At 57.2% G+C, this 12,982-nt stretch carries 10 protein-coding genes; 2 read left to right on the plus strand and 8 right to left on the minus strand.

Going from position 1 to position 12,982, the window contains the following annotated elements; genetic code table 11:
- Positions 1–23: 23 nt before the first annotated feature.
- The 5 genes from brnQ to phoB form a co-directional block, all read right to left on the minus strand.
- Positions 24–1,346, minus strand: coding sequence for a branched-chain amino acid transport system II carrier protein (gene brnQ, locus Q3V30_RS16460; RefSeq protein ID WP_306207508.1), 1,323 nt, complete (start codon positions 1,344–1,346; stop codon positions 24–26).
- A gap of 406 nt (positions 1,347–1,752) precedes the next feature.
- On the minus strand, positions 1,753–2,856 hold the full coding sequence (locus Q3V30_RS16465; RefSeq protein WP_306207510.1) for a cobalamin-independent methionine synthase II family protein: 1,104 nt from the start codon (positions 2,854–2,856) through the stop codon (positions 1,753–1,755).
- Positions 2,857–3,027: 171 nt separating this feature from the next.
- The gene (locus Q3V30_RS16470) at positions 3,028–3,954 is read right to left on the minus strand and encodes a PstS family phosphate ABC transporter substrate-binding protein (RefSeq protein ID WP_306207512.1); all 927 of its coding nucleotides are present in this window, start codon (positions 3,952–3,954) and stop codon (positions 3,028–3,030) included.
- 18 nt (positions 3,955–3,972) lie between these two features.
- On the minus strand, positions 3,973–5,286 hold the full coding sequence (gene phoR / locus Q3V30_RS16475; RefSeq protein ID WP_306207514.1) for a phosphate regulon sensor histidine kinase PhoR: 1,314 nt from the start codon (positions 5,284–5,286) through the stop codon (positions 3,973–3,975).
- 23 nt (positions 5,287–5,309) lie between these two features.
- Positions 5,310–5,999: a phosphate response regulator transcription factor PhoB gene (gene phoB / locus Q3V30_RS16480; protein WP_306207516.1), complete on the minus strand. Its 690-nt coding sequence runs from the start codon at positions 5,997–5,999 to the stop codon at positions 5,310–5,312.
- 190 nt (positions 6,000–6,189) lie between these two features.
- Here phoB and sbcD point away from each other — a divergent pair, with 190 nt between their 5' ends.
- Both sbcD and Q3V30_RS16490 read left to right on the plus strand, forming a co-directional pair.
- Entirely contained in the window at positions 6,190–7,413 is a 1,224-nt protein-coding gene (gene sbcD, locus Q3V30_RS16485; protein WP_306207518.1) for an exonuclease subunit SbcD, read from the plus strand.
- Positions 7,410–11,084 carry an AAA family ATPase gene (locus Q3V30_RS16490; RefSeq protein ID WP_306207520.1) on the plus strand — a complete coding sequence of 1,225 codons (3,675 nt, stop codon included), beginning with the start codon at positions 7,410–7,412 and terminating at the stop codon, positions 11,082–11,084. The genes sbcD and Q3V30_RS16490 overlap by 4 nt, the downstream gene beginning before the upstream one ends.
- Positions 11,085–11,214: 130 nt before the next feature.
- On the opposite strand, the gene Q3V30_RS16495 is transcribed toward Q3V30_RS16490, so the two are convergent.
- From Q3V30_RS16495 to Q3V30_RS16505, 3 genes are read right to left on the minus strand one after another with little or no spacing between them, the layout of a single operon-like run.
- Complete coding sequence (locus Q3V30_RS16495) at positions 11,215–11,862, minus strand: DUF799 domain-containing protein (RefSeq protein ID WP_306207522.1); 648 nt, start codon at positions 11,860–11,862, stop codon at positions 11,215–11,217.
- A complete protein-coding gene (locus Q3V30_RS16500; RefSeq protein WP_306207524.1) occupies positions 11,859–12,215 on the minus strand; it encodes a DUF4810 domain-containing protein in 357 nt (118 codons plus the stop codon). The genes Q3V30_RS16495 and Q3V30_RS16500 overlap by 4 nt, the downstream gene beginning before the upstream one ends.
- 15 nt (positions 12,216–12,230) lie before the next feature.
- Positions 12,231–12,908, minus strand: a complete 678-nt coding sequence (locus Q3V30_RS16505) for a CsgG/HfaB family protein (protein ID WP_306207525.1) — start codon at positions 12,906–12,908, stop codon at positions 12,231–12,233.
- Positions 12,909–12,982 lie beyond the last annotated feature (74 nt).

Below are 12,982 nucleotides of genomic sequence, written 5' to 3' on the forward strand. Positions count from 1 at the left end.
TGCTGAAACATTACTCTGCGGTCTTACTGCTGATGCGCATTCACCTGCTCGCGGGCGTAGAAGCGGTCACAGATCGCTACCAGCACCAGCATTGCCAGAGAAGGAGGCAGCCAGGCGAGGCCCTGCTCCGCCAGCGGCAGATGCTGAGTAAAAGCGGGCAGCGATCCTTTCCAGCTGGTGGTTTTCACCGCATCAATAATACCAAACAGCAGGCTGACCAGCATGGTGGGGGCAATAATGCGGGTGCTTTTCTTCCACCAGCTCAGCGTAAAGCTCAGCAGAATCAGCACAATGCAGGGCGGATAAATTGCGGTCAGCACCGGGATAGAGATTTGAATCAGGTGGCTCAGGCCAAGGTTAGAGACCAACATGGAGAAGAGGCCCAGCACAAAGACCAGCTGACGGTAAGAGAGCGGCAGATACTGCTCAAAGAACTCCGCACAGGCGCAGGTCAGGCCGACCGCCGTCACCATGCAGGCGACGAAAATCAGTGCGGCCAGGAAGAGGCTGCCCATGTCGCCAAAGGTCTGCTGCACATAGGCATGCAGGATGGCTGCGCCGTTGGCATTTTGATCCACGATTGAGGAGCTGTCTGAACCCAGTTTGAACAGCGCCAGGTAGACCAGCGTCAGCCCCACACCAGCAATCAGCCCTGCCAGCACGGTATAGCGGGTAAGCAGCTTCGCATCGCTGACGCCGCGTGAGCGTGCCGCATTAACAATAACAATCCCGAAGACCAGCGCCCCTAAGGTATCCATGGTCAGATAGCCATTAACGAAGCCGCTGGAGAAGGCTGCATGCTGATAGGCCTCGGTGGCGGGGGCCAGGCCGCCAGCCGGCCAGATCAGTGCCGCTACGCCCAGTACGGCCAGCGCAATGATTTTCAGCGGCGCAAGAAAGTGCCCTACGGTATCCAGCAGCTTGCCCGGATAGAGAGAGATGCCGATCACAAGTGAAAAATAGACCAGGCTGTAGATTAACAGCGGCAGCGGGCCCTCACCTGTTAAAGGGGCAAGGCCCACTTCAAAAGAGACGGTCGCCGTGCGTGGCGTGGCGAAGAGCGGCCCGACGGCCAGGTAACAGACGGTCGCCAGCACGATACCCGCCGCTTTGCCGATGGGTGTGCTCAGCGCATCAATACCGCCACCAACGCGTGCCAGTGCAATCACGGTAATGACCGGAAGGCCGACTGCGGTAATCAGGAAGCCCAGGGCGGCAATCCAGACGTGTTCGCCAGACTGAATCCCTACCATAGGGGGAAAAATAATATTGCCTGCACCCACAAACAGCGCAAAGGTCATAAAGCCCAGCGCAAGGATGTCTTTGGAAGTTAAACGATTAGTCATAAGCAGAAAATTAACCCGTACTGGTGTTCAGTGAAGTCGCGATGTCAGCTTTATCACCCTGCCCGCACTAAAAACGCCAGAATCGCCGCGCGATACGGAGAAATGTTTTTCCTGCTGTCGTTCTGGTAGCGGATATGTGCTGATTTTTGATCTTTTTACAGGGGGATAACGTAAAAACGGCGCTAAGTAAACCGTTTATAGGGGAGAAAGGCAAGGTGCGATCGGAAAAGCAGAGTGATATGTTGCAAAAATTACTGCATCCAGTGATTCACTTCAGTTTATCGGCTGGATGCCTTACATGATTTGTATTTTTTCCGCGCGATGCGGGGTTATTTTCTGCATGGAGAGAGGCAAAGATGCACGAAAGGCGCGAATAGTCGCGCCTTTTGCACAGAGTAACGCCGCGTTACCAGACTTGTTTAGCGATATCCACTACCAGACGCAGCTTGGCCCACTGCTGCTCTTCGCTCAGGCTGTTGCCCTCTTCCGTTGAGGCAAAACCACACTGTGGGCTGAGGCAGATCTGATCAAGACTGACATACTGCGCCGCTTCAGCGATGCGCTGTTTCACGGTTTCCGGGTTTTCCAGCTCGCCATTTTTGGTGGTGATCAGACCCAATACTACCTGCTGTTTGCCAGGCTTGATGAAGCGCAGCGGTTCGAAACCACCAGAACGCTCGTTATCATATTCCAGGAAGAAGGCGTCGATATTGACGGTGCCAAACAGAATTTCCGCTACCGGCTCATAGCCCCCTTCAGAGATCCAGGTGGAGCGGAAGTTGCCGCGACAGACATGCAGACCAATGGTCAGATCGTCCGGCTTACCTTCGATCGCTTTGTTCAGCACCTGCGCATAGATGTGCGCCAGCTCTTGCGGATCCTCGCCACGCTCAACGATCTGTTTCTTCTGATCTTCCGAGCAGAGATAGGCCCAGACGGTGTCATCCAACTGCAGATAGCGGCAGCCTGCGGCGTAAAAGGCCTGGATGGCGTCACGGTAAGTCTGCGCCAGATCGTCAAAATAGACGTTAAGATCGGGATAAACTTCAGCGTCGATAGCTTTACGTCCGCCGCGGAAGTGCAGCACGCTTGGGCTGGGAATGGTCATCTTCGGCACGGCGTCGCCGCTGATGCTTTTCAGGTAACGGAAATCTTCCAGCATCGGATGTTTGCCAAAACCGAGTTTGCCGGTAACGCGGATGCTGTGTGCTTTGGTCTGCACACCGTTAAACTGAATGCCCTGCTCAGACTCGTAGCGCTCCACTCCTTCCAGACCGTCGAAGAAGTCAAAGTGCCACCAGGCGCGACGGAATTCACCGTCCGTCACCACTTTCAGCCCGCAGGCGCGCTGGTGTGTGACCACATCACGAATGGCTTCGTCTTCGATGCGCTTAAGCGCAACAGCATCGATCTCACCCGCCTGGAACTGCTCGCGAGCCTGTTTGATGGCTGCAGGGCGAAGGAAGCTGCCGACCACTTCGGCACGATACTGGGCTGAATCTCTCTGCATGGTATGTCACTCCTGGCACGCCGATTGTAATTTACCGGCGAAATTATCACGATTCGTTATATGTAGACTTCTGGATGTCTATATGGCTGTGATACAGAGTGTCATGAGAAAGATTCAGCTGCAACCGAGGAAATTTCATCATGCATGAAAAAAATTCATGTTGGTGCTCACTTATTTGGCATCCAGCAGCAGACGCGCCTCGCGACGCTGCTGGTCAGAGAGAGGCAGATAACCCGCCTGAGTCACCCACGCCTGGCCCCGATCGGAAAGCACGTGCTGAAGGAAAGCAGCCGCAATCGGCTCCAGCGGTTTACCGGGCGGTTTATTAACATAAAGATAAAGCTTACGCGCATAGGGATAGCTACCGCTGCGAATAGTCTCTGCATTTGGCGCAATCCACGCCGTTCCGTCACGAGATACCGGCAGCGTTTTTACGCCGGAGAGGTGGATCCCCATACTGGCATAACCAATGGCATTCAGCGTGTCGGCCACGGCCTGCACCACGGCCGCGGAACCCGGATACTCGCTGACATCATTGCGGAAATCACCGTTACAGAGCGCCTGCTGCTTGAAGAAACCCCAGGTGCCGGAAGCGGAATTACGGCCAAAGCGTTGCAGCGGACGTTCAGGCCAGCCGGATTGTGTCAGGTTGAGATCGCCCCAGTGATTGATGGCCGCAGCGGCTCCGCAGCGGCGGGTCACAGAGAAAATGGCATCGAGCTGTTTGGTGTTAAGCCCCTGCAAGGGGTTGTCCTGATTCACCACCACCACCAGCGCATCCATAGCCACCGGCACAGCCAGCGGCGGATAACCATAGCGCGCTTCAAACAGCTGGCGCTCCACAGCCTGCATGGGACGGCTCATCGCGCCGATCTGTGCCGCGCCTGCAGCGAGGGCGGTAGGCGCAGTAGAGGAGCCGGCTGCCTGAACCTGCACATTCACGCCGGGATATTGTCGGTTGAAACTCTCGCCCCACAGCGTCATCAGATTGCCGAGCGTATCTGAGCCGACGCTGGTCAGATTCCCGGCCAGCATCCCCTCTTCGGCCTGCGCCATCAGGCTGAAACAGGTCAGGGCGAGCAGAAACAGCTTTTTCATCTCAGGTATCCGGTTCGATCAACGAACCGCATTCTGAGCCAACTCGCGGCTGACAATCAACCTTGGCGGCAGGATGAAGCTGAAACAGGTCGCCACGCCCGGCTCGCTGGTGATATCGAGACGGGCGTTATGGTGACTCAACGCGTGTTTCACAATGGCCAGGCCAAGCCCGCTGCCGCCGGTTTGCCGTGAACGCGCTTTATCCACGCGATAAAAACGTTCCGTCAGGCGGGGAATATGTTCAGGCGAAATGCCCGGACCATTATCCTTCACCCTGAACAGCGCGCCCTGCGGGGTTTGCTGCCAGCTGATATCAATGCGTGTACCGGGCGGCGTGTGGTTAACCGAGTTATAAACGAGGTTGGAGATGGCGCTTCGCAGCTGCTCGTCGTTGCCGAAAACCCGCAGATGTTGATCGCTGTGGAAATGGATTTCGTGCCGCCCCTGGCTCAAGGTTTCTGCTTCACGCTGCAACAGCTTCAGCATTAACGGCACGTCGACTTTTTCCTGCAGATCGAGCGCTGGCGCGGCTTCAATACGGGAGAGCGTCAGCAGCTGTTTAACCAGCCCATCCATGCGGCGGGTCTGCTCCTGCATCGTATGCAGCGCTTTATCCCGCAGCGGCCCCTCCATGACGGAGTCATTCATCATCTCCAGGTAGCCCTGCAGCACCGTTAACGGCGTGCGCAGCTCATGGCTGACGTTGGCGAAGAAGTTACGGCGGGCGCCTTCCAGCTGATGCATCTGCGTCACGTCGCGCGCCACCAGCAGCCACTGCCCTTCTGAATAGGGCATCACGCGGAATTCAAGATGGCGATGGCTGTTAAGCACCAGGGTCAACGGTCGGGTAAAATCGCGCTGGCGGAGGTAGCGGGTAAATTCGGGGTAACGAAGCAGGTTAAGGATGTTCTGACCGTTATCCTCCGGCCAGCGCAGCCCCAGCATCTGTTGCGCCAGCCCGTTGCACCAGAAGATGGTTCCCTCTTCGGTGGTCAGTACCACGGCATCGGGCAGCGACTCCGCTCCGCTGCGGAAACGCTTAATCAGATGGCCAAGCTCGCGCCGACGCCGACGATTTCTCGCCTGCATCTGGTAGAGGCCATAAAAGAGCGGCTCCCAACTTCCGCGACCGGCTGGCGGCGTCATGCTGCGATCGATCCAGAGCCAGTGGGACAAACGGAGTAAATTAGCGAAGTGCCAGCCCATTACGGCCAACACGGCGATCAGCAGCAGCCAGGGCAGGTAGCCTACCAGCAGCCCCAAAATCAGGGCAGGCAGGCAGGCCAGCAGCAGCTCCAGCAGCAGTCTCTTCCAGGAGAGGCGTTCCAACACGGTAAAGGCTCCAGTGCGAACGATCAGTAACGTGCAGAGAAACGGTAACCTGTTCCGCGAACCGTCTGCACCATGCGATCGTGCCCGGTCAGTTCCAGCGCCTTGCGTAAGCGGCGAATATGGACGTCAACGGTACGATCTTCGACGTACACGTTAGTGCCCCACACATGATTAAGCAACTGCTCGCGGCTGTAGACCCGCTCCGGGTGCGTCATAAAGAAGTGCAGCAGCTTGTACTCTGTCGGCCCCATCTCCAGCGGCTGAGTCTCAGACATCACGCGGTGCGAAGAGGGATCGAGGCTCAATCCCTGTATTTCAATAACCTCTTCCACCGCCATTGGCGAGATGCGGCGCATCACCGCTTTAATCCGCGCCACCAGCTCTTTCGGCGAAAATGGCTTGGTAATATAGTCGTCGGCCCCCACTTCCAGACCGCGAACGCGATCCTCTTCTTCGCCACGCGCCGTGAGCATCATCACTGGGATCTCCCGGGTCATCGCTTCACGCTTCAGGTGCTTAATAAACTGAATGCCCGATCCTCCCGGCAGCATCCAGTCCAGCAGGATCAAATCAGGCCAGGGTTCGATAAGCATACTGACCGCACTGTCATAATCTTCCGCTTCTATCGGTTGATAGTCATTTTGCTCCAGAACGAAACACAACATCTCACGGATTGGGGCTTCATCTTCGACTACCAGAATGCGCTTAGCCATTATTGCTCCTGCTACTGTGACGGAATGCCACTGGATATGCGGCGCCATTATGCGTCAGTTTTATGACAGTTTTATGAAAAAAAGAGCCCCCAGCCCGCCGATTTATAACACTTTTATGAAGGTAGCGGCTGGGGTTTTGCGCAGGGCTGTTTATAATCGTCGGCACTGCTTTGCGCCTCAGAGGGATCCCATGCGAATACTCCACACGTCAGACTGGCATCTGGGCCAGTTCTTTTACACCAAAAGCCGCGCTCCGGAACATCAGGCTTTTATTGACTGGCTGCTGGAACAGGCGGTGGAAAAGCAGGTGGACGCCATTATCGTTGCGGGTGATATCTTCGATACGGGTTCGCCGCCCAGTTATGCACGTGAACTCTACAACCGTTTTGTGGTGAAGCTGCAGCAAACCGGCTGTGAGCTGGTGGTGCTGGGGGGAAATCATGACTCTGTGGCCACGCTGAACGAATCCCGCGAGCTGCTCGCCTGTCTTAATACCCGGGTAATTGCCGCAGCCAGTGACGATCCCGCGCAGCAGGTGCTGATGCTCAACACGCGCGAAGGCAAGCCCGGCGCGCTGCTCTGTGCGATCCCTTTCCTGCGGCCGCGCGACATTACCCTCAGCAGGGCAGGCCAGTCTGGGCGGGAAAAACAGCTGACGCTGCTGGAGGCGATAACCCAGCACTACCAGCGCTGTTGGCAGGCGGCACTGGTAGTGCGTGAACAGCATAATCTGCCGCTCCCCATTATCGCCACCGGCCATCTGACCACCGTTGGCGTCACCAAAAGTGATGCGGTCAGGGATATCTACATCGGCACGCTTGATGCCTTTCCGGCGCAGGCTTTTCCGCCAGCAGACTACATTGCGCTGGGGCATATCCATCGTGCGCAACGCATTGCTGACAGCGATCATATCCGCTACAGCGGCTCCCCTATTCCGCTCAGCTTTGATGAGCTGGGCCGTGAGAAAAGCGTCTTTCTGGTCGATTTTGCCGAAGGCAGGCTCAGTAACGTTGAAGCGTTGCCGATCCCGCTCTTTCAGCCCATGCAGATGATCAAAGGCTCGCTGGAAGAGATTGAGCAGCAGCTTGCGGCGATCCTGCCGCGTGAAGATGGCAAAACCGTGTGGCTCGATATCGAAATTTCCACCCATGCCTGGCTGAACGATCTGCAGCGTCGTATTCAGGAGCTGACGGAGCAGCTGCCTGTGGAGGTGGTGCTACTGCGTCGCAGCCGGGAGCAGCGTGAGCAGGTCATTAACCGTCAGAATAATGAGACGCTGAGCGAGCTGAGCGCGCAGGAGGTGTTCAGTCGCCGACTGGCGCTTGAGGAGCATGAGGATCCGGAACGGCTGGCTCGCGCTACCACGCTGTTTAAACAGACGCTGGCCGAGATAGATGATGAGGAGCAGGCATGAAGATCCTGACGCTGCGTTTTAAAAATCTCAACTCCCTGAAGGGGGAGTGGAAGATCGACTTCACCGCCGAACCTTTCGCCAGCAATGGCCTGTTTGCCATTACCGGGCCTACGGGCGCGGGCAAAACCACACTGCTCGACGCCATCTGCCTGGCGCTTTATCACGAGACCTCAAGGCTGGGTAAGCTCTCGCAGTCGCAGAACGATCTGATGACGCGTGACACCTCCGAATGTCTGGCAGAGGTTGAATTTGAGGTAAAAGGGGTGGCCTGGCGGGCATTCTGGAGCCAGAACCGGGCGCGTGGCGCAGTAGAGGGTAACCTGCAGGCGCCGCGCGTAGAGCTGGCCCGCTGCGAAGACAATAAAATCGTTGCCGACAAGGTCAAGGATAAGCTGGAGATGCTGACCGCCCTCACCGGCCTGGACTTTGAGCGCTTTACCAAGTCGATGATGCTGTCACAGGGACAATTTGCGGCGTTTCTGAACGCCGACGCCAACAGCCGCGCGGAGCTGCTTGAAGAGCTGACCGGCACCGAAATTTATGGCCGTCTCTCCGCCAGCGTGTTTGAACGCCATAAAACGGCTAAAGCGGCGCTGGATACCCTGCGCGCGCAGGCGAGCGGCATGGCCTTGCTGGAAGAGCAGCAGCTCTTACAACTCACAACCCAATTGGATGAACTGATCACAGCGGAGCAGGTGCTTACTTCGCAACATCAGCGGCACCATTTTTTATGGCAGTGGCAGCAGCAGTATCAGGCTGCCCAGCAGGCCGTGAAAGGCGCGGAACAGGCCAGCCAGCAGGCGGAAATCGCCTGGCAGCAGGATGGTGCAGAACTCTCCCGTCTCACCCAGGCAGAGCCAGCAGAAAAGGTGCGCCCGCTCTGGCAGCAGCGCGAGCAGTATCAGCAGGAGTGGCAGCAGCTGGAGAGGCAGCAACAGCAGCTTTCGCAGCAAAAAGCGCTGGCGCAGCAACAGCTTGAGGAGTGTACCCAACAGCTGAAAGTCGCCGATGACGCGCGTCAACAGCATGAGGCGTATCGCCTGCAGCAGGAGACGCTGATTGCCGACAGGGTACTGCCGCTGGATAACCGCATCGCCTCAATAAGGCAGCAGACAGAGGGGCTGGCTAAAGAAGTAAGTGAGTACCAACAATCACTCAAACGCCGTCAGGTTGTGCTGCAACAAAATCAGCAGGCGCAAACTGACAAGCAGGCACAGCAGCAGCTCCACCGGGAATGGCAGCAAAAGCATCCGCATTTTGCCCGCTGGGGAGAATCTCTGCCGCTGTGGCGCGTTCGCTTTGAGCAGCAGCAGCAGAGCGAGAAGGCGCTGAAAGTCCGGCAAACGCGAACGGAAGAGCAGCGAAACAGCGTTCTCCAGCTTCAGCGTCAGCTTCTGCAGGCGGAGCAACAGGCCAGACCGCAGCAACAGCTGCTGGAGCAGGCGCAGGCACGCTTCGCCGGAGCGGAGAAGAGCGCAGCGGCGCAGCGGCAGCGGCATGCAGAAAGCGAGCTGGAGCAGTCGCTGGCGCGGCTCAGCCAGCAGCGCCCACAGCGGCAGCAGCTGGCTCTGCTCTCTGCACAGTGGCAACAGCTTGCGGCCCGCCAGGCACGCCAGCAGGCCAGCCAGCAGGAGAGCCTGAAGCAGCAGCAGCAGGAAGAGCTGCAGCTGGCCGCGCTGCGCAACGACTGGAAAGAGAAATATCAGCATCTTCAGGATCTGGAAAAGCGCTGTGAACTGGAGCAGCGGATCGCCAGCCTGGAGCAGCAGCGCGCCCTGCTTGAAGCCGGGCAGCCCTGTCCGCTCTGCGGCTCCTGCGAGCACCCGGCGGTGGCGGATTACCAGGCGCTTGAACTCTCAGAAAACCAGCAGCGTCTGGCCAGGCTGAGAGCCGAAGTTGAGCAGCTGAAAGATCGGGGCACAGCGAAGCGCGAGCAGTTGAAAAACCTGCAGGCACTGGCCGAAAAAGAGCAGCAGGCGGCAGATGAGGATCGGCGGGAAGCCGGGCAGTTACGCACGCAGTGGCAGACGATTATCACCGCCCTCGCCCTTACGCTGACGCCCGAGCAACCTGAACAAACGCAGGCGTGGCTGGCAGAACAGGAGCGGCTGGAAACAGAGCAGCAGTCGCTGCTGCACAGCCTGCAGCAGAGCGCGCGCGAGCTGCAGCAGCATAAAGATGCCGTAACAAAGCAGCAAAATGCGCTGATGACTTTGCAGCAGCAGCAGCAGTTGACCAGTCAGCAACTGCTTACTGCGCAACAGGCGCTGGAGGAGCAGGAAGGCCTGCTGGCGCAGGAGCAGAAGAGCGTTAACCAGCAGCGCGACCTGTTGCAGACCTCTCTTCATGAAGCGGGGTTAACGCTGCCGCAACCGGGCCAGCAGGAGTCGTGGCTTGCAGAGCGTGAAAATGAGTGGCAGCAATGGATAAAAGCGGAGCAGGCGCTAACTGACCTCCTTCCCCAGCTCACCACGCTGGTGACCCAGCATCAGGCGCTGACGGAAGAGATAGCCAGCGAGCAGAACCGACTGACGCTGCTGGAACAGCGGCTTAAAACCGATCGCGAGTCGCTGGAAAAACTCAGGGAAGAGCGCTTCACGCTGTTTGGCGAACGGGATACCGTGGAGGTCCAGCAACAACTCCGCGCCCGCTCAAAACAGCATGCTGACAGCAGCGAAACCTGCCTTAAGCGCTGGCAGACGCTACAAGGCCAGTTAAATACCCTGAACGGACAGCATAACTCACTAAATGAACACGCTGTTGCACTATCTCAACGTCTGAAAACGGCTCAGCAGACGATGGCCGAAGCGCTCTCAGCCAGCCCCTTCCCGGATGAAGCGGCCTTTATCGGGGCGCTGCTTGATGAGGAAGCGATGCTACGGCTGCGTGCGTTACAGAAACAGCATGAGCAGCGGCGCCAGCAAGCTGCCGTGCTGCTGCAACAGGCGCAGCAGACGCTGGAAAATCTTGTCCGGGCCACGCCAGAAGATATGCCGGAACAGCCAGAAGGTTTGAGTGAAGTTGTTGCCAGCCTGTCGCAGCAGCTGCGGGAAAATGCCCGTCAGCAGGGGGAGACGCGCCAGCAGCTCAACAGTGATGCCGCCCGTCGTCGTCAGCAGCAGGATCTGCTGAGTCAGATAGCGGACAATGAAAAAGAGGTTGAAGAGTGGGGCTACCTGAACCAGCTGATTGGCTCGCGCGACGGCGATAAGTTCCGTAAGTTCGCGCAGGGCCTGACGCTGGATCATCTGGTCTGGCTGGCAAATAACCAGCTTAACCGCCTGCATGGCCGTTACCTGTTGCAGCGTAAATCGCAGGAGGCGCTGGAGCTTCAGGTCGTCGATACCTGGCAGGCAGATTCGCTGCGCGATACCCGTACGCTTTCCGGCGGCGAAAGCTTCCTGGTCAGCCTGGCGCTTGCCCTGGCGCTCTCCGATCTGGTCAGCCATAAAACCAGAATAGAGTCGCTGTTTCTTGATGAGGGTTTCGGCACGCTGGATGCCGACACGCTGGACAGCGCGCTGGATGCGCTGGATGCGCTGAATGCCAGCGGGAAAACCATCGGCGTGATCAGCCACGTAGAGGCGATGAAGGAACGCATCCCGGTGCAGATTAAGGTCAGGAAAGTTAACGGACTGGGTTACAGCAAGCTGGAGACGCCAACCGCGTAAGCGCAGTAGCAGAGTGCGGCTGGCGGCCATTTTCAGAGCCGCCAGTCTCACGGGGCCAAAGCCGCCCGCAGGGTTTTGCAGACTCAGCGTGCAGGAGAGAGATCAGGGCGCCATAAAGGCGCCCTGCGGATCAGATTTTTGCTGCCTTCGCACGCGGGCCAGGCAAGATGCCGCCGTTGCTGTTAGCAGTCAGTAATCTGTTGCTGGTGACGAAAGCAATTTTATGCGCACTGTCGCTGACGTTACTGGCTATCTGCTTCACCGCAGCGGCGATCAGTATCCCGATGACGCCCTGGTTACTGTTGTTCTGCTCGTTGTCGGTAGCGGTGGCCAGGCCACTCCAGATCTGCTTCCCGGTACGAAGATCCACCAGTCTGGCGGTTGCCGACACCTGCGTCACGCTGTCGACCACAATATATTTTGTGCCGTAATCGGTGATATCAATATAGAGTGCCGCGTCCGCATTAAAGATGCTGCGAAGCTTCGCAGCGCTCACGGAGCGGATATCCGTGGCGTTGTTCAATCCATTCTGCTTAAAGGTCTCTTCTACCACCGCTACCGGGAAAACATAGTAGCCCGACTCCGCCAGAGGCTGGGTGACCAGCGAGGTAAAACTGTGCGCGGCGTTGATATCCGGCGTATGGTTTTCAGCCGGCAGTACCAGAATAGAAGCGGGCTTGCTTTCGCGGAAAGCCGAGTAGTCATAAGGCGTTTTTTTGGCGCAGCCGGTCAGCGTCACCACCGCCAGCAGTGCGGCAATTGCTAAGATTTTCTTCATTGTTGTGCTCCTTGCTTGTTACGCATCAGGAAATCCATATAGCCCGCAGATTCAGGAAAAGCGGTTTTTTCAGCGGTAAATTGCTGGAAAGCCAGGTCAGGGTGGCCGGTATCCACATAGAGTAACCCCAGCTGGGCATGCAGCCCTGGCGCCACGGGTTTATTTTTGGCGTGTGCCTGCTGAATAACAGCATTCAGCGTTTCAATCTCTTTTTCCGGCGCTGCCGTATGCTGGTAATAGCTGTACAGAGAAGGCTGGTAATCGCCCCAGTAATAGGTGGTGGTCGATTTTCCGGCGCAGGCCGTTAATAACAGCGCCGTAGCCGCTGCCAGAGTATATTTAATAACGCGCATCTCTTTCTCCTTCTCTTATTTAACCGCGCGCCAGGCGCCCGATTCAATTCCGCTGACCAGATGATTCAGCGCTTCGCGGATCGCCAGATCCATTACTTTGCCATTCAGCGTCGAGTCGTAACTGGCGGTGCCGCCGAAACCGATCACTTCGCGATTGGAAAGCGCATATTCCCCTGCGCCCTGAACTGAATAAACCACTTCAGAGGTGGTGACATCGACAATATTCAGGTTCACTTTGGCGTAAGCGACCTGCGTTTTTCCGCGACCCAGGATCCCCCACAGCTGCTGGTCGCCTGTCTCTTTGCGGCCAAACTCGGTGATATCACCGGTGACGACGTAGTTGGCGCCTTTAATGGACTGTGCGCTGCCTTTGTAGCCCGCTTCCGCCTTGAGCTCCTCAAGGTTGGCGCGGTCCAGCACGTTAAAGCGGCCGGTCTGCTGCAGATGAGTAATAAGAATGGTTTTGGACTGATTGCCCAGACGATCCACGCCGTCGGAGAAAATTCCGTTCATATAGGAGGAGCGGTTATCAAACTTGCCTACCGCGATCGGGCTTTTCACGCCCTGATAAGCAGGCTGGCTGGCGGCAGTGACCTGCGGAGCCTCTATAGAGCGGGAAGATTCGGTGGCGCAGCCGCTGAGAACAGCGCTGCTGAGTAACGTCAAAGCAACAAGGTGATAATGGCTTTTCATTTCTTATCCATGAATAAAGTAAAAACAATCCCGCACCCATTTTACATTTTCGGCAGCCCGCTAAACTCAGCGGC

Origin of the sequence: Erwinia pyri, from assembly GCF_030758455.1 — a bacterium.
GTDB lineage: Bacteria > Pseudomonadota > Gammaproteobacteria > Enterobacterales > Enterobacteriaceae > Erwinia > Erwinia pyri.

Coding starts and splice junctions, on each gene's coding strand:
- brnQ (WP_306207508.1), bottom strand. CDS start 1,346: ATGACTAATCGTTTAACTTCCAAAGACATCCTTGCGCTGGGCTTTATG.
- Q3V30_RS16465 (WP_306207510.1), bottom strand. CDS start 2,856: ATGCAGAGAGATTCAGCCCAGTATCGTGCCGAAGTGGTCGGCAGCTTC.
- Q3V30_RS16470 (WP_306207512.1), bottom strand. CDS start 3,954: ATGAAAAAGCTGTTTCTGCTCGCCCTGACCTGTTTCAGCCTGATGGCG.
- phoB (WP_306207516.1), bottom strand. CDS start 5,999: ATGGCTAAGCGCATTCTGGTAGTCGAAGATGAAGCCCCAATCCGTGAG.
- sbcD (WP_306207518.1), top strand. CDS start 6,190: ATGCGAATACTCCACACGTCAGACTGGCATCTGGGCCAGTTCTTTTAC.
- Q3V30_RS16490 (WP_306207520.1), top strand. CDS start 7,410: ATGAAGATCCTGACGCTGCGTTTTAAAAATCTCAACTCCCTGAAGGGG.
- Q3V30_RS16495 (WP_306207522.1), bottom strand. CDS start 11,862: ATGAAGAAAATCTTAGCAATTGCCGCACTGCTGGCGGTGGTGACGCTG.
- Q3V30_RS16500 (WP_306207524.1), bottom strand. CDS start 12,215: ATGCGCGTTATTAAATATACTCTGGCAGCGGCTACGGCGCTGTTATTA.
- Q3V30_RS16505 (WP_306207525.1), bottom strand. CDS start 12,908: ATGAAAAGCCATTATCACCTTGTTGCTTTGACGTTACTCAGCAGCGCT.